We start from the raw sequence: 16,991 nt of genomic DNA, 5'->3' as shown, positions 1-16,991 counted from the left end.
GTGTTCGGGCGCGGGGCTAGAGAACGTCGGTAAACGGGTCCTTCGGTGTTGTTCTGCTCGGCGCCACAGGCTGCGGCGACTCGATCGACGCGGCCGCTATGGACTCTGCGCCGCTGACCGGGGTTGGTGCGGCGATCGGCCCTGAAGCTTCCTCGTCATCCAAACCCATCCACTCGGGGCGTGCGCGATGTGTCCTCTTGTCGTGGATGCGGCAGAACTGAAACGCGATCTCTACAAGCACCGACATCGAGGTACCAAGCGCAACCATGGAGAACGGGTCTTGGCCCGGCGTCATAAACGCCGCGAAAATAAACAGGCCGACGATGATGATGCGCCGCTTTTCCTTAACCATGTCGTAGCGCAGCATGCCCGCAAGGTTGAGCATCACCACAATGAGTGGCAGCTCAAAGCTCACGCCAAACACCACGGTAAGCCCAAGCAAAAAGTTGTAGTAGCTCTGGCCCGTAAGACCGCCAACTTGGACTTCCCCGCCCATGGTCATGAGTACGTATAGGCCTTGGTCAAGCACGAAGTAGGCCAGCACAGCACCGGCGACAAACAGCGTTACCGCAAGGGTGACAAAGCTAAACGTGTAGCGCCGCTCATTGCGGTGCAACCCGGGGGTAATGAAGTTCCAGATCTGCAACAGCCAGATTGGCGACGCCAACACCAACCCCGCCAACGCACCCACCTTCAAGCGAAGCATGAACATCTCGAACGGGCTGGTAGCCAACAGACGGCACGAGCCGTCATGAGTGAAATCAGCACGCAAGTCCTGCGGCAGATTGCAGTATGGGCGGCGAATAATCTCGCCCAACGGCATCAGGCCACCGGGTGCACTCTGGTACCAAATAAACCCTATGATTGTGCCCACCACAATGGCAACCAAGGAAACAATAACGCGCCGACGAAGCTCCGTCAGGTGCTCCACCAGCGTCATTTCCCCCTGGGGGTTACGCTTGCGCTTCCGCCTGCGAGCCTTTGCCGCCCGCGGCGTCGAGGACGCCTGAGACGCCATCTGAACTAGCGCTGCGTCGGCTGGTTTTCAGGACGATCCCAGAAGTCATCGCCCTGGGATGCGCTGGCGGTCTCCGAGTTTACCGGGTTGGCGGTGTTGGCCGCAGCGGCTGGCCCTGCGGTCAGCTCACCCTGCGGTGCGGTGGACGCAGGCTGCTCTGGCTGCCCCTCCGCGTCTTCACGACGCATTTCCTTGACCTCAGACTTAAAAATACGCGCCGAGCGACCCATCGAACGAGCCAGGTCAGGCAACTTATTTGCGCCAAACAGCAGCAGCACGATGGCAAGAATAATCAGAATTTCCGGAGCACCGAGATTAGGCATGTGCGTTATCGTAACACGCTCATCGCACGCTCCGCGCGGCGAACAACTTCCCCGGCGAGTTCCTCTGGCGCCTGCAAACGCACCCTGCCAGCCTGCCCCAAGCAGAAGCGAACGAGCCAATCGCCGTTACCGTAGCGCATCTGCGCGGGAACCCACTCTGGGTCATCGTCGGAAAGATTGATATCGATATCCCAATCGTCTGCCAGCCACGTGGCGTCGCGGCGGATCAAAAGCTGCGCGCGCTTGGCACGGCCCATGCTGAAAGGATCAGTAGGATCCAGGGCTGGGGTTGGGGCGTTTGGTGGGGTCGACGGGGCGTCGCTAAGCACAATGCTCCTGACGCGATCAAAGCGAAACATGCGTAGCTCACCTTGATCCCAGGCACGCAGGTAGGTTTGCCCGTCCTTGTGGAATGTGTCAATTGGCGAAACCATGCGCGTTGACGTTGCGTTGGATGTTGCCGAGTAATAGGACAACTCAAGCTGTTTTTCTTCCGCAATCGCCTGGCGGATCGTCGCAGCTGGCGCGACCTCGGAGTCCATCTGCGCATCATCAACCCCAGCGCCGTGTGCCACTGCCCGAATCTTGGCGGCGGCAGATTTTACCGCGTCAGCGTCCACAATCCCCGGCATGGTTTCCAAGGACTCCAGCAAGAGCAACAACGCGTTCGCCTCAGTCGGAGTCAACCGCAGCGGCTTGTCCAAGCCCTGGCTATCAATCACGTTGACCGAAAACCAATCATGATTCAGATCAATCATCTGTCCGCCGTGCATGCCCACGCCTGAAAGCAGCAGCGCGTTGAGATCATCTCGGATCTCACCAGGGTCCGAGCCCAAATCACGCGCCATCTCCATCACGGTGGAGTCCGGGTGTTTGCCCACATACGCAAGCAAATTCAACTGGCGTACTACGCGCTCACGACGCTGCTGGACTGGATTCATGGACGTCATTTACTTCCTCCCACCTGCCGCAACAAAGCTACAACGTCGTCGCGCACCTCTATCGGTTCTATTGCGGTCACACTGCCAGCCAAGGAAGCCACCGTGCGCACCAACCAATCGCGGTCCACGCCTTTGAGTCTGATCGTGTCGCCGTCACGCTCACCGCGGCTAGCCAACTCATCACCTGCGTCGCCGGTTACTGTCACGGTTGCATCCGTCAGCGCATGTTGCAGTTGCTTTTCGACGATCTCTTGCAAACTTCCCACCTGCCTCTTGAAGTCAGTGGCGTTGACTCCACGCACGTTGGAGATCTTTCGGACACGAAACACTCGCTCAGCATCGCGATCCCGGTCCCAACCCACTAAGTAGGCGCGGTTGTTCAGCGGCACAATCCCCCACGGGTCCACCGTGCGCGTTTGCACCTCCTGGCCTGGTGAAGCGACGAAATCAAATCTCAAGCGCTTGGAGGTTCGCACGCCTGTGAGCAAGTGGCGCAGCGTGTCTGGGTCTAGGCGGGTGATGTCGTTGGAAAACGAGGCCAACACTGAATCATCGAACGAACGTGTCGCGCCCGAGGCCGCGAGCTTCGTCCACCCTGAACGAGCAAATGCCCCCAAGTTGGCGCCTTGGGCTAAATCAGCCGCCAGGCCAATTACCGATGCCTCAGCCTCCGTCAACTCCACCGGCTCCAGCTCGTACTGGTCCTTATCCAGCCACAGCTGGCCGTCAACGTAGCGCACAGGCACCCACATGCTGCGAAGCTCTTTGACATCACGCGACACCGCGATCGCTAACGCACTCGGCGTCCTGCCCTGGTAGCCATCCACGTTTCGGCCAACCCACTCCACATCACGCGGACTTTCAGCGCCCAGCAGCGCAAACGTGAGATTGACTTGCCTGCGGCCAGCATCGACCTCACTCACGGTTGGCTCCACCCTGCGCTGCTTCGGTGACGTCGGCTGTTTGGGCGATACGGGCAATCAGGGCGTCAACCTCGTCGTTTTCCGTGGCAAAGGGATCCAACAACTCAAGGGTGACTGGCTCCGGGCGGTTGATCTTCAGATGTACCCAGTCAACGTTATGGTCCACATCCGCCTCGCGCACTGCGGCTAGAAACTTTCCGCGAAGCACCGCACGGGTCGTCGCGGGTGGTGCTTGCAGCGCCTTGGCAATCGCGTCATCAGTGGTCCAACGCTTTGCCAAGCCCTTGCGCTCAAGCAGGTAGAACAAACCACGGTCACGATCAATGTCGTGATACGTCAAGTCGATCTGCGCCAGGCGCGGGTGATCCCAGTCGCAGCCAAGTTTGTCCTTAACCTGGGTCAGGAGCTTGCGTTTGATCACCCAATCGATTTCAGTGTCCACCCTTGAGAAATCCTGCGAGGCAATTGCATCAAGGGTGCGCTGCCACAAGTCCACGATGCGTGCCATCTCTTCGTTCGGAGTGCCCTCGTCCGGGCGGTGTTCCAGCCAGCGTCGAGCAGCATCAAGCGTTCCTTGCTGGACTGCAAGGGCGGTGGTCACGCCGCCGTCGCGAAGCAAAAGCTCTGTGCTTCCAGTCGGGTCAAGTGCAATGTCGCGAATGTGGCCGATCGGATTGTCCAACTCCACATCCGGCAGGTCAAAGCCCGCCTCCAACATCTCAATCACCAGCAACAGGGACCCGACCTTCAACGCAAACGAAGGCTCAGACATATTGGAATCGCCGACAATGACGTGCATGCGGCGGAAACGCCGCGAATCCCCGTGCGGCTCATCACGCGTATTAATAATCGGACGCGTACGAGTCGTGGCCGAGGAAACACCCTCCCACACCTGATCGGCGCGCTGCGAAATGACGAAACGGCCCTTCTTCACCATGCCCGCGCCACAAATCAGCTGGCGTGTAATCAAAAACGGCAACAGCTGCTTGCCAAAAGACTTCAGAACGAGGTCACGGCTGATCAGGTAATTCTCGTGCGCACCATAAGAGTTGCCTGCGGAATCGACGTTGTTTTTGAACAGGTAAATGTTAGCGTCAATACGATCGGCGGCCATCGCCTGGTCAGCCTGCCGGGCGAGCTTGGCAAACGCAGCCTCGCCAGCCTTGTCGTAATTCAGCAGCTGGGTTACAGAATCACACTCAGCAGTCGCATACTCCGGATGCGACCCCACATCCAGGTACAACCGCGACGCATTGCTAGTGAAAATGTTGGAGCTACGATGCTTCGCCACAACAGGACGAAACAGGTAGCGTGCGGCCTCCTCCGGCGTCAGCACCGCCTTTCCATCCTTGTATGCGACGACACCAAACTCCGTTTCCACGCCCATAATGCGACGCGGATAGAGGCCGTTTGTCACTCTACTGCCCACCCTTTTGCACGAACGAGCGCACAAACTCCTCCGCGTTGTTATCTAGCAGCGCATCAATCTCATCCAACAGATCCTCAGTGCCAGTGGTGCTGATCTGCGCTTGTCCTGCCTCGAACGGCTCCTCCGGAGTGTCGTCCCCACCAGGTTTTCCAAAAACTTGCTGCTGTGTCATGCCTCTACCCTATCGCCTGAAGAAGTTCCCGAACGTTGGTTATGCGATCCAACACATCACCAATATCGGCCTTAGTGAAACGGTCAAGCTTGTCCATTGGCAAACGGATCACCTCACCGTCCAGGTTGAAAATAATGGACTGCCAGCTCGCCGCCACGATGTCCTCGCCGAAACGCTGCGTGACGTGGCCACGGAAGTACGCGCGCGAGTCCTCCGGTGGGTTGGCCGCCGCTTGCGCAATCACGTCATCGCTGACCATGGTGCGCATCCGTCCCTTGCGCACAAGAGCGTGGTACAGCGACTTTTCGGGATCAATGTCCGAATACTGGATGTCAATCATCTTCAACTTTGGATCGGACCAGCTCACCCCTCGGTCCGTGTAGCTCTTCAGCAGGGCCCACTTCGCCGTCCAATCCAACCGGTCCGCGGTGGACAGCGGGTCGCGCTCCAAATCAGTAAGGATTTCGTCCCACAGCTCGAGCACTTGCTTATCCACGCCATCGTGCGCCTCGCACCTTTCCATGTACTTCCTGAGGAGAGCGGTTGCGGCGATGCGCTGGCCGTCGGCAAGCAACAGCCCATGCTTCAGCGTCGGGTCGTGCGAGACGTTGTGCATCTCAGCAACTGGGTCTGCAAGGCGCAGATCCGTGAAATCAACGTCATTCTCAATCGCGTCAATAACCAGTTTGGTCATACCGATCTTGAGGAAGTTGGAGTACTGGCTCATATTCGCATCACCAACAATGACGTGGAGGCGACGGAACTTCGTTGCGTTTGCGTGCGGCTCATCGCGGGTATTCATAATGCCGCGATTGAGCGTTGTTTCCAGGGAAATCTCCTGCTCAAAGTAATCCGCACGCTGCGAAATCTGGAAGCCATCACGCTCCGAAGCTTGACCAATACCGACGCGACCAGCGCCAATAATGACCTGGCGTGCGACAAAAAACGGAATCAGCGCCTGAGTGAGCGTTGAAAAGTCGGTCTGTCGCGAATAGAGGTAGTTTTCGTGACTCCCGTACGACTGCCCCTTGCCGTCAACGTTGTTCTTGTAAAACTTCAACGGCGGGCAGGGATCATGCTTATCCAACACGCTGACCTGCTGGTCCCACAACTGACGAATCGTAGCCGCAGCCTGGTTGAGGTAAATATCGCCAGCAGTGTCCTGAATCATGGCGTCAAACGCGTTGGACGTCTCCGGCGAACTGTACTCGGGATGCCCATGATCCACGTAAAAACGCGCACCGTTAGCAGTGACAACATTGGCCACTCCCATTGCATTCGGATCAACTTGCGGAACGCTACGGTAGCGCCGCAGGTCAAACCCGCGAGTATCCTTCAGTGGCGCCTCTTCCTCATAGTCCCACCGCGACCGGGCAGACGTATGCAGGGCCGCATACGCCACCACAGCATGTGTAGAAGTGAGCAGCTGGCTTAACGACGGATCCTGCGGACACATAATGCCGTACTCCGTCTCAGTACCCATGAAGCGTGTCATGCGCTAGATGGTAGCTACCAATTCCTTCTCCGTGGGATGCTTTCGGACAAGGGAGGCATATATAGCACCCGTAATGTTGTGCAGTACCGCGGCAACAGCGCCCGGCAACGCCGCCTCCGGGGCGAAGAACTGGCCCGCCATACCGGAGGACAAACCAGCGGACTGGGTACCAACCTCAATGGCCACCGTACGACGGTAGCTTTCCGGCTGAGCAGTGAACTTCGCCGCGTAGTAACCAAGCACGTAGCCAAGGACGTTGTGGAGCAACACCGCAAGCAACAGGAGCAAACCAACCTCAATGAGCGCCTCGCGGTTCTTCGCCACCGTTGGGAAGACCACGCCGCCGATACCCAGAATGGAAATCCACGGAAGCACAGGCGAGATCTTTTCCATCCATGCATCCAACAGGTAACGAAGCAGCAGGCCACCAAGCACAGGGATCAGCACCGTCTTGGCCAGCGAAGCAGCCATCGCGCCAGCGTTAACTTCCACTTCTGCCCCGGCGAGAAGCAGCATCAGGATCGGCGTCATGATGGGAGCGACCAACGTAGAAACACTGGTCATAGCTACCGACAGCGCCACATCGCCCTTAGACAGATAGGCAATCACATTGGAAGACGTACCGCCCGGCACCGACCCCAGCATGAGCAGACCAACCGCCAACATCGGGTTAAGGCCCAGTAGCTTCGCTACCGCTACTGCTCCCAGCGGCATGATCACAAACTGCGCGATCACGCCGATAATCACCGGGACCGGCCGGCGAGCGATCTCCTTGAAGTCTGGGATGGTCAAGGTGAGACCCATGCCAAACATGATGATCATGAGGAAGTACGTGATGTACTGCGTCAACGGCAAAAACGGCGCAGGGAATACGAACGCGATGGCCGAGCCGATCAGGATGAATACGGGGAAAGCAGCAATTGCAAACGCAGCGGATCGGTCTTTCTGCGATGAGAATTCCGGTTCAATCGGTGTGGCCATAGCCCCTCCTGTCCAATGGGTGAAAACTTGATCCCGCCGTGTGGGATGAGGTTACTGTACGCTGCGTCACACTCAACGTGTGTATTGGGTGGGTAACTGCGTAAAAACCGCGTTGCCAAACCCAAGTAAGTGTACGATACGAGTTAAAGTCGTACACCCGAAAGGAGACTGTGCATGGCAGATCACATACTGCACGAAAAGCGAGGCCGCGCCGGCATCATTACCCTCAACCGGCCAAAAGCAATCAACGCCCTTACCCTCGAAATGTTCGAGGAAATCACCCGCATCCTGCGAGGCTGGGAGAGCGACCCAGACGTCGCCCTAGTAATCTTGCGCGGCGCCGGCGAGCGCGGACTGTGCGCCGGCGGAGACATTGCATCGCTCTACCAAGACGCCAAAGTCGGCGGCACTATGGGCCAAACGTTTTGGAAAGTTGAGTACGAACTCGACTACTACATCCACACCTACCCCAAGCCGTACGTGGCAATCATGAACGGCATTGTCCTCGGCGGCGGTGTCGGCCTTTCAGCGCTAAGCGCCCACCGAATCGTTACTGATGACTCACGGGTAGGCATGCCGGAAACCGGCATCGGTTACTCCCCAGACGCCGGCGGCACCTACCTGCTCTCACGCAGCCCGGATCGCCTCGGACGCCACCTTGCCTATACAGGTCTCCACGTCGGCGCAGCGGAAACCATTGATGTTGGGCTTGCAGACCACTACGTACCCCAGGATCAGCTAGAACTACTTGTGTCTGAACTGTCCAGCACTGGCGACGTAGGCGTGATTGAACGCTTCGCGCAGCCACTTGGCCCCGGATTTGGCGATGACCGGGACGAAATGACAGCGGTATACGCTGCAACAACTCCAGAAGAAACCCTGGAGCGGCTCAGCGAACTAGCTGAGCGAAACGAAGATGACCACTGGTCACATAAAGCCGCCAAGGCTATGCGCCGCAACTCCCCTCTTGGCATCAAGGTCGCTGAGACCACCTTGAACCGCGGTGCTGACATGACGCTAGCTGAAGCACTGACCCAGGAGTACTGGTTCAGTCTTAACATGCAGCGTCACCCAGAATTTGTCGAAGGCATTCGCGCCCAGATTGTGGAAAAAGACCGCAACCCGTCTTGGACTTATGCCACGCTTGCCGACGTCCCCGCCAACGTAGTCAGCGACCTCACCGCATTCGACAGCGTGCCAGGCGCAGTACCCCCAGAATTCAACTAAACGTCTACGAATACAGGAGACGACTAGAAAGGAAGCAGCACCATGACATACGAAAACATCCTTGTAGAAACCACTGGCCGCGTAGGTGTTATTACGCTCAACCGCCCACAAGCGCTTAATGCACTCAACTCCGCGACCATGACCGAAGTCACCAAGGCAGTCACCGAGTACGACAATGACGAAGCCATTGGCGCCATCATCATTACCGGATCCGAAAAGGCGTTTGCCGCTGGTGCAGACATCAAAGAGATGAGCACCAAGAGCGCCACCGAAATGTACACCCAGGACTTCTTCGCCGGATGGGACATACTGACCCGCGCACGCACCCCCATCATCGCAGCAGTCAATGGGTATGCGCTCGGCGGAGGCTGCGAACTGGCCATGATGTGCGACATCATCATCGCTGGTGATACAGCCAAGTTCGGGCAGCCTGAGGTAAACCTTGGCGTCACCCCAGGCATGGGCGGATCACAACGACTCACCCGCGCGATTGGCAAGTCCAAAGCTATGGAGATGTGCTTGACCGGCCGTCAGATGGGCGCTGAAGAGGCCGAACGCTCTGGCCTGGTCTCGCGCGTTGTCCCAGCTCAAGAACTGGTTCAAGCTGCAAAGGAACTGGCGGAAGAAATCGCCCAAAAGTCGCTCGTTGCTACAACGATGATCAAGGAACAGATCAACGCTGTAGACGAGCTCAGCCTTTCTCAAGGCCTCATGTATGAGCGCCGCACGTTCCACTCCATCTTCGCTTCCGAAGACCAGAAAGAAGGCATGCAGGCATTCACTGAGAAGCGCAAGGCCAACTTCCAGCACCGGTAAATAAGCATGAAAAGAGGTGGGAGGACCTTTTCCTCCCACCTCTTTTCATTAGCCCACTGGTTTATCGGGTTATATCAGCCCTTCAGACTCGGGAAATCAGTATCGGCAAACTCGGTGGATGCCTTCGTCTGACCACCGTCAGCTTCGTGGATGTCTACCTCACGTTTGCGCAAGTCCACACGGCGAATCTTGCCTGAGACAGTCTTCGGCAGTTCATAGAACTCCAGACGACGAATACGCTTGTACGGAGCTAAACCGTCGCGGCAGTGCTTCAAGATGGACTCCGCGGTTTCCGCAGTCGGCTCCCAGTTAGCAGCCAGCGCAACATAGGCCTTCGGCACGGCCAAACGAATTGGGTCCGGCGAAGGCACAACCGCAACTTCAGCAACCGCAGGGTGCTCAATGACCACAGACTCGAGCTCAAACGGCGACAGGCGGTAGTCGGAAGCTTTGAACACGTCATCAGCGCGGCCGATGTAGGTGATGTAGCCGTCTGCGTCTCGCTCTGCGGTGTCACCCGTGTGGTAGTAGCCGTCGCGGAAAGTCTCCGCGTTCTTCTCTGGTTCGTTGTAGTAACCAACGGTCAAGCCGACCGGACGAGGATCCAGCTTGACGCAGATCTCGCCCTGGTCCCCGATTTCGTCTGTAGCCGGGTCGATGAGGGCGATCTCGAAACCTGGCAACGGGCGCCCCATTGAACCGGGCTTAATCTTCTGCCCCGGAGCGTTACCGATCTGTACGGCCGATTCGGTCTGGCCGAAACCGTCACGGACCGGAACCTTCCAGTGCTTCTCAATGGTATTGATTAACTCTGGGTTCAACGGTTCACCGGCAGCCGCAATTTTCTTTGGCGGATTTTTCAAACGCGAAAGATCAGCCTGCACAAGCATGCGCCACACAGTCGGCGGGCAGCAGAAGCTGGTGACGCCCTCTGCGTCCATCTTCTCCATCAACGCTGCAGCATCAAAGCGTGTGTAGTTGTAGACATAGATCGTTGCCTCTGCGATCAGCGGCGCGAAGAAGTTCGACCACGTGTGCTTCGCCCAACCGGGTGCGGCAACGTTGAGATGGACATCCTCTTTCTGCAACCCAATCCAGTACATGGTTGACAGGTGGCCAACCGGATACGACGTGTGGGTGTGCTCCACCAGCTTCGCTCGAGAGGTAGTTCCCGATGTGAAGTAGAGAAGCAGCGTCTCATCTGCTTTCGTGGGCTGTGACGGCTCAAATACCTCCGATGCGTTGAAGGAGTCGGTGTAACACAAGGTCGGGTGCGCCTGTTGTGCGTCGGGCTCATCACCGCACTGGATGATTGTGAAGGTGCCAGCAACATCATCGAACTTTGCGGCGTCCTCCGCATTTGTAATCACCCAGGAGATCTCCGCACGTGCCGTACGGTCCTCCAGATCCGCGGCGCCAAGCATGACCGTAGCCGGGTTGATAACCAATCCGGCCTTGATACAGGCCAGCATGGACTCCCAAAGCTCAACCTGATTGCCAAGGAGGATCATGACGCGGTCACCACGCTTCGCGCCGCTCTCCAACAGCCAGTTGGCTAGCTGCGAGGAACGTCGTGCCAGGTCCTCGTAGGTACGGCGCGTTTCGGTGCCGTCGATTTCCGTGATCACGAGGGCTTCACGGTCTTTTGACGCAGGATCTGATCCAATCTGGTCAACCCAATCGAGGGCGAAGTTGAACTCGTCGAATCGGGGCCATTTAAAGGTCTCGTAGGCCGTCTCATAGTCAAACTGCAGCGACTGGAGCTTGTCGCGAGCTTCACGGAATTGCTGGGTCACGCTAGTCATGGCTTCCTCGATTCTCTTCGGTGTTGTTGGGATTGGCATGAAGTACGCGGTCCTGTTGTGCTGATGCCGGGTCGGGCGGGTCGAGGCCGCGCAACACTATTCGCCCGAGCTCCCGGTATGCCTCCGGTGTAGGGATCACGTCGGAGTACACCCCCTGTTGAATGTCCTGCATTGAACGCTGGATCATTCGTGCGGCAAATGCTGGGTGAATTGCGTTGAATCCGCCGGCTTGAATGCCTGATTCAATACGACGCATGATCTCATCAATTGCCGCCGCCGTGTTCAGGTCATAGACCCGCTGTGCAACCGGCTCGGTGGCCAAATCGTGCATGAACTCTGTACTCGCTGGCTCCAACGACGTACGGATTGCGTCAAAGTAGGCGAACAGTGATTCAGCATGGTTGCTAATAGGACGCCCAGCGCGAGCGGTGGTTTGCGCGATCTCTTTGAAGAAGCTGATCAGAATCCTTCTTACGATTTCATCTCGGGTTTTGCCGAACGTGTACAAGGTGGATTTTGAGCAGTGGTAGCGCTTCGTCGCAGCGTCAATAGTGAAATCGCGAAACCCTTCTTTGAGAAAGTCGGCCAGTATCGCGTCATGCAGCGCTTGCTTACGCGGGGTGAGTGCTTCGGTCATAGCCGTCCTCCTTTCAGGTTTAGAGAATTTAGAGAAATCGAATTTCGAGACGCGGAATTTTCACTCCTGTACGATTTGTCACTAAATCGTACACGGCGCGAGCCCATCCGCAGGAAGGTTTGAAAAAATGCCCCCGATTCTCCCCACCATCTCCCCCCAAATTGCTCACCTTGAAGGCGTGAAGTTTCCGCACGCAGACATCCTCGGCGTCGCTGACCAGCTAAATAACGACGAACGCAAGAAGTTGCAAGAGGTCCATGAGTTCCTCCAAACCGAAATCCGTCCCGTTGTCGGTCAATACTGGGATCGCGAGGAACTTCCCTTCGAGTTGCTGCCAAAGCTGGCTGCACAGGGCCTTGGAGAAATTGAACTGTCTGATACCTCCCGACTGTTCCGCGGTCTTGTGTATGCCGAGGTCACGCGTGTGGACGTGTCGCTTTCCGCACTCGTAGGCATTCACAACGAACTCAACGTTGGCGTCATCCACACACTCGGGTCCGATCAACAACGCGAAAAGTGGCTGCCGGGCCTTCGCAAGTTTGAAAAGCTCGGCGCATTCGCGCTGACAGAGCCCGACCACGGCTCAGACATCGCAGGAGGGTTGGCAACCACTGCGCAGCGTACTGAGGACGGGTGGGTGATCAACGGCCAAAAGCGCTGGATCGGCGCTGGAACTATCGCCGACTTTGCAATCACTTTCGCCCGTGACGTTGAAGATCAAGAGGTGAAAGCCTTCATTGTGGAGCTAGACCGCGACGGCGTAACAACCGAAAAGATCTCACGCAAAATGGGCCTGCGTATCATGCAAAACGCAGACATCACCTACGACAACGTGCTCATTCCGCACGAAAACGCCATCCCAGGGGCTCAGTCATTCAGCAACGTCAACGATTTCCTGTGCTCTTCGCGCGCATGGGTTGCGTGGCAGGCAGCTGGCCTCCAGCTCGGGATTTTTGACGCGGCCCGTGAATACGCACTCACCCGCGAACAGTTTGGCAAGCCACTGGCCAAATTCCAGCTGATCCAAGAGCCGCTAACGCGGATTCTGGGCAACGCGTCGGCGTCGCTGGCGATGATGGCTCAAATTGCGCATATGCAAGAGGCAGGCAAACTGGAGATGCCCATGGCAGCCATGGCCAAAGCCACAAACACCAGGCTGGCGCGCGAATCCGCCGCCGCGGCCCGTGCGATTGGCGGCGGTAACGGCCTGCTGACCCAGCATCACCTGTCCAAGATGATGGCAGATGCCGAGGTTCTCTACACCTACGAAGGCACCTACGAGATCAACGCGTTGATCGTCGGGCGCGCGGTAACAGGCCAGTCGGCATTCGTCTAGTACTGTTCCACCAGATCAGCCATAAGGCTGGATTCCCCAATACGGGAACACCGCACGGCTTGTCTGAATCAGTGACGTGCTGGGCCGGGAGGTGAGTACACGCTTGGGATCGTATTCGGAAAACGGGGTGGTAACACCGGCGTCGCCAAGTGTGAGGCTCCCGTTCCAGCCACTGGGCATCGAAGCTGATCCCTCGAGCGAAACCCCTGCCACAGCAGCCAGAAGCAACGTCCAAGCACGCGCAACCGAATCGAGCGTATAGCCTCCCCCACCCAGTGCGACCCATCTACCTCCCGCATATTGGTCAGCCCACACGCCTAAAGATCGATAGGCGTGAGACATGGCGTCAATACTCACCTCAAGGTCAGCTAGCGGGTCTGCGCGGTGAGGGTCCGCGCCGTGCTGCGTAATCAACATCTGCGGCCGAAATTGCTTCAATAGTGCGGGGACCAGTGAGTGAATCCCCTGCAGCCACTCGCTATCACCAGCGTTCTTACTCAGGGCCAGGTTTACGGCAGTACCCTCGGCCCCCTGACCCCCAATCTCGTGTGCATATCCGGTGTGGGGATAGAGATAAATGCCTGACTCATGCACCGAAATCGTGATCACTCTCGGGTCGTCCCAGAAAATCTGCTCGACACCATCGCCGTGATGTGCATCCAGATCAACATATGCAATGCGCGTTGCTCCCTGATCCAGCAACCAGCGAATGGCAATCGCAGCATCGTTATACATACAAAAACCCTCCATGCGATCCACCGCGGCGTGGTGCAGACCGCCTGCCAAATTCACCGCTCGTTTAGTCTCGCCCTGCCACACAGCGCGCGCGGCTTCAACAGTGCCCGCGGCAATGCAGGAAGCAACGGTGGAAAGCCCGTGACTGATCGGGTTGTCATCGGTGCCAAGCCCGAATCGTTTCGCAGCAACTTCTGCCCGAGTCGCGTCGATATATTCCCGCGTGTGAACCAGTTGCAACAAGGCGGTACTTAAAGGTTGGGGGCTGTAAATGTCGAAAAGATCGAGCATGTCGAAATGCTCGGCCACATTGAGCGCTAGTTTCACCCGGTCGGGTCCCATCGGGTGTCCCGGCCCGAGAGAATAGCGGCGCATCTCTTCGGCGTTGATTAGCAGCGGCTTTGTGCTCATAGGTTGGCTCATTGCAGTGCCCTAGCCAGCGGTTCACGCTCTTGTCCAAGTGGCGCCACACGTAATCGGGCGCCAACCACATGCACAGCATCAATACCCACGATGACAGGGATCAACTCCACCTCTACAACCGCGGCAATATCATCTTTAAGCTTAGAAAGCTGCAGAAGTACCGATTCCAAGCCGCGGATATCAATTGGCTTGATCCCGCTTTGCCCTGTCAATAGAGGCGCGGCTTTCAGCTCGCTGAGCATGTCTACCACATCATGACGCCGAAGTGGTGGGATGCGCCACGCGACATCCTTGAGCAGCTCCGAGGAAATTCCGGAAACACCGACACCGAGCAGCGGACCCAGGACCGGGTCTTCTACGGCCCGCACTTTCAGCGAGGCGCCCGACGCAACTTGTCGCTGTACTGCAGGTTGCAACACCGCAGCATCCGTGCCCAGGTGGAGCTCCTCGGCCAGCTTCTCCAAGGTCTTCCAAGCGTGGGCGAGCTCGTCTTGAGTGTTGATCTGCCGGATCACGGTAGGCAGCTCAGAACGACCCCGCACCAGCGGGCTGGTGGCTTTTAGCACCACATCCCAACCGTATTTCTCCGAAGCTTGTAGGGCATCGGCAAAGGTTGGAGTATCCGTCCAAGGCACAAGGTCAATGCCATATGCAGCCAAGATCTCCGCGGTTTCAGCATCGCTTGCCCATCGCCCTTCCGGATTTTGGGCCAGAAGCTTATCGACGACCCGACGCGCCACATCCTCATCACCACTACCCATCAGATCTTCAGGACTTGGACGGATAGCCGCCCGGCGACGCTGGTTGTCCAAAATCACGCCCAGCGCTTCCATAGCGTCCGCATAATTATCAAATACCGGCAGCTGGCCCTGCTGTTCCTCGCCCAAACCAACCCCATAATTCGGCAATCCGATGCCAATGAACGATGCAATTAATGTCCGGGGCTTACCTTCAGCAGCGAGCGCGGAAAGGCGGGTGTAGCTTTCCTCCGCGGCAGGCTCGTCGATTTCGACGGCGGCGCAGACGATGATGTCTACGTTGGCGTCGTCAAGCAAAAGCTCAACTTGCGCAATCATCCCCTGCACCCCGCTACCTGCCGGCCGCTTCACCACCGGGCGCAAACCAAAGCGCTGTGCCGATGCAGCCATCTGCGACGCAAGCCCCGAAGAATTCGACACTACCGCCACACGCCGCCCACGAGGAAGAGGCTGGCGAGCCAGAATCTGCGCGATATCGAACATGGCGTCACGACGATTCACAACCATCGCACCTGACTGGCGAATCACCGCATCAATCGTCTCCGACGATGCCGGTTCCAAACCAGTCTCATTACCTGGAATCGCCGAACGCAACGCCCTCGACGGCAAGAAAACGATCACGTACTTTTCAAGCGCCAGCCGCCGCACAATCCGGAAAAACTTACGAGGATTACCGCCGGAATCCAGCGACAACATACAAATATTTGTCCGCTCATCATCAGACCAATACTGCATGACGTCATTGCCCGTCACATCCGCAAACGAACCCGACGCCAAGAAAACACTCAAACCGGTTCCTCGCGAAACCGCATGCGACAGCATCACCATGGCCACACCCGAAGACTGCGTGAACAGTCCAACTGACCCCACGCGCGGCACCGGTACGGGCGTAGTGTTCAACCGAACTGCTGGATCAGTATTGATTAATCCGAGTGACGTAGGCCCCAATACACGCAACCCCACATCACGAGCCGCCATCACCACATCACGCGTTTCGTTGCCGTTAAGCGGTGGATAGTCACTCGGCGTAGTTAACACCACTCCATGCGCACCCACGCTTGCCGCACACTGCATCAAACTATTGAGCTCATGTGGATCGTGCACTGCCACAACCAAATCAACAGGATCCTCGGCAGCACTGAGAGCGGCAACATCATCGAATGCCAGCACCTCACCTGCAAATTCCTTGACGTGAGACGCAACCCGCTCATGCACCCCGACTATTGCGACACGCTGAGGGGTGAGAAGGCGCCGTAAAGAATTGGCCTCAGCTCGCGTTTCACGACGCTGCATTACCTCACGTGAATCCTTGTTCGGTGAGATCTCAAAATCCACCGTGATCATGCCGTCCTCCAACTCAGGCTTAACCTGATATCCGGCGGAAATAAACACCTGCGTCATGGTGCGGTTCTGCATCAACATTTCAGCGAAAAAACGGCTGACGTTGCCCTCCCGGCCGATCTGCGCCAAATGCTCCAGCATGATCGGGCCAACGCCTTTCCCCTGATGCGAATCTTGCACCAAAAACGAAACGTCACCCACCCGAGCCGGAAGAAACTGCTGCACAATCGCGTACCCCGCGACCGCAACAATGTCGCCGCGCTCCTCCAACACCAAGGTGACGCGATCGTACCCTTCAATATCTAACCAACGCTGCATGTCACTATCGGACAGCGTCGGGTGAGTGCCAAAGAAGCGCAAGAACTTCGACTTATCAGAGACGCGATCGTAGAACTGGTAGATCGCCTCTTTGTCAGCATTATCAATCGCGCGAATGGTGGCGATGGACCCGTCGTTCAATATGACGTCGGCTTCCCAATGTTGTGGCTGGAGGTGCAACATGCCCTCACCGTATTCGTTTTGCCCGCCATGAACGCGGGATTCGAGCCAGAAGTGTACGACGTTCACCCCGTGCGCATAATGCTCGTCTGCTCGAGTTATTCCAGTTCGTGCTAACGAAAGATGTCGGCCT

General features: G+C 57.3%; 15 protein-coding genes. 3 read left to right on the top strand and 12 right to left on the bottom strand.

The annotated features are described in order from the left end of the window. Positions 1-16: 16 nt before the first annotated feature. The 8 genes from tatC to HMPREF3101_RS02250 are packed head-to-tail and all read right to left on the bottom strand — an operon-like array spanning position 17 to position 7,282. Positions 17-1,018 carry a twin-arginine translocase subunit TatC gene (tatC, locus tag HMPREF3101_RS02285; protein WP_083280029.1) on the bottom strand — a complete coding sequence of 334 codons (1,002 nt, stop codon included), beginning with the start codon at positions 1,016-1,018 and terminating at the stop codon, positions 17-19. A 5-nt stretch (positions 1,019-1,023) separates the two neighbouring features. Beyond that, positions 1,024-1,341 (bottom strand): Sec-independent protein translocase subunit TatA, encoded by a 318-nt coding sequence (tatA, locus tag HMPREF3101_RS02280; RefSeq protein ID WP_070462285.1) that lies wholly within the window; start codon positions 1,339-1,341, stop codon positions 1,024-1,026. 5 nt (positions 1,342-1,346) lie between these two features. After that, the gene (locus HMPREF3101_RS02275) at positions 1,347-2,291 is read right to left on the bottom strand and encodes a helix-turn-helix transcriptional regulator (protein ID WP_246816608.1); all 945 of its coding nucleotides are present in this window, start codon (positions 2,289-2,291) and stop codon (positions 1,347-1,349) included. After that, complete coding sequence (locus HMPREF3101_RS02270) at positions 2,288-3,205, bottom strand: helix-turn-helix transcriptional regulator (protein WP_070462365.1); 918 nt, start codon at positions 3,203-3,205, stop codon at positions 2,288-2,290. Before HMPREF3101_RS02270 ends, HMPREF3101_RS02275 begins: the two co-directional genes overlap by 4 nt. After that, positions 3,198-4,592 carry a Pup--protein ligase gene (gene pafA / locus HMPREF3101_RS02265; RefSeq protein WP_070462364.1) on the bottom strand — a complete coding sequence of 465 codons (1,395 nt, stop codon included), beginning with the start codon at positions 4,590-4,592 and terminating at the stop codon, positions 3,198-3,200. Before pafA ends, HMPREF3101_RS02270 begins: the two co-directional genes overlap by 8 nt. A gap of 31 nt (positions 4,593-4,623) precedes the next feature. Further along, positions 4,624-4,806, bottom strand: coding sequence for a ubiquitin-like protein Pup (locus tag HMPREF3101_RS02260; protein ID WP_052204318.1), 183 nt, complete (start codon positions 4,804-4,806; stop codon positions 4,624-4,626). A 4-nt stretch (positions 4,807-4,810) separates the two neighbouring features. Next, on the bottom strand, positions 4,811-6,301 hold the full coding sequence (gene dop, locus HMPREF3101_RS02255; RefSeq protein ID WP_070462284.1) for a depupylase/deamidase Dop: 1,491 nt from the start codon (positions 6,299-6,301) through the stop codon (positions 4,811-4,813). A 3-nt stretch (positions 6,302-6,304) separates the two neighbouring features. Continuing rightward, positions 6,305-7,282 (bottom strand): bile acid:sodium symporter family protein, encoded by a 978-nt coding sequence (locus HMPREF3101_RS02250; RefSeq protein ID WP_070462283.1) that lies wholly within the window; start codon positions 7,280-7,282, stop codon positions 6,305-6,307. Positions 7,283-7,456: 174 nt separating this feature from the next. On the opposite strand from HMPREF3101_RS02250, the gene HMPREF3101_RS02245 reads away from it, so the two are divergent. Beyond that, positions 7,457-8,509, top strand: a complete 1,053-nt coding sequence (locus tag HMPREF3101_RS02245) for an enoyl-CoA hydratase/isomerase family protein (protein ID WP_070462282.1) — start codon at positions 7,457-7,459, stop codon at positions 8,507-8,509. A 42-nt stretch (positions 8,510-8,551) separates the two neighbouring features. Continuing rightward, the gene (locus HMPREF3101_RS02240) at positions 8,552-9,325 is read left to right on the top strand and encodes an enoyl-CoA hydratase (protein WP_070462281.1); all 774 of its coding nucleotides are present in this window, start codon (positions 8,552-8,554) and stop codon (positions 9,323-9,325) included. 74 nt (positions 9,326-9,399) lie between these two features. Here the strand turns inward: HMPREF3101_RS02240 and HMPREF3101_RS02235 are convergent, their stop codons facing one another. Next, positions 9,400-11,130 (bottom strand): AMP-binding protein, encoded by a 1,731-nt coding sequence (locus tag HMPREF3101_RS02235; protein ID WP_070462280.1) that lies wholly within the window; start codon positions 11,128-11,130, stop codon positions 9,400-9,402. Further along, complete coding sequence (locus HMPREF3101_RS02230) at positions 11,123-11,767, bottom strand: TetR/AcrR family transcriptional regulator (RefSeq protein ID WP_070462279.1); 645 nt, start codon at positions 11,765-11,767, stop codon at positions 11,123-11,125. The genes HMPREF3101_RS02235 and HMPREF3101_RS02230 overlap by 8 nt, the downstream gene beginning before the upstream one ends. 127 nt (positions 11,768-11,894) lie before the next feature. On the opposite strand from HMPREF3101_RS02230, the gene HMPREF3101_RS02225 reads away from it, so the two are divergent. Next, positions 11,895-13,103 carry an acyl-CoA dehydrogenase family protein gene (locus tag HMPREF3101_RS02225; protein ID WP_070462278.1) on the top strand — a complete coding sequence of 403 codons (1,209 nt, stop codon included), beginning with the start codon at positions 11,895-11,897 and terminating at the stop codon, positions 13,101-13,103. A 15-nt stretch (positions 13,104-13,118) separates the two neighbouring features. Here the strand turns inward: HMPREF3101_RS02225 and HMPREF3101_RS02220 are convergent, their stop codons facing one another. Further along, positions 13,119-14,249 carry an acetoin utilization protein AcuC gene (locus tag HMPREF3101_RS02220; RefSeq protein WP_246816607.1) on the bottom strand — a complete coding sequence of 377 codons (1,131 nt, stop codon included), beginning with the start codon at positions 14,247-14,249 and terminating at the stop codon, positions 13,119-13,121. Between the two features lie 8 nt (positions 14,250-14,257). Beyond that, on the bottom strand, positions 14,258-16,861 hold the full coding sequence (locus HMPREF3101_RS02215; protein ID WP_070462363.1) for a GNAT family N-acetyltransferase: 2,604 nt from the start codon (positions 16,859-16,861) through the stop codon (positions 14,258-14,260). Positions 16,862-16,991 lie beyond the last annotated feature (130 nt).

Origin of the sequence: Corynebacterium sp. HMSC29G08 (genome assembly GCF_001806875.1) — a bacterium.
Taxonomy (GTDB): Bacteria; Actinomycetota; Actinomycetes; order Mycobacteriales; family Mycobacteriaceae; genus Corynebacterium.
Note: the sequence above shows the minus strand (reverse complement) of the source record. Positions and strands in the feature narration are given on the sequence as shown.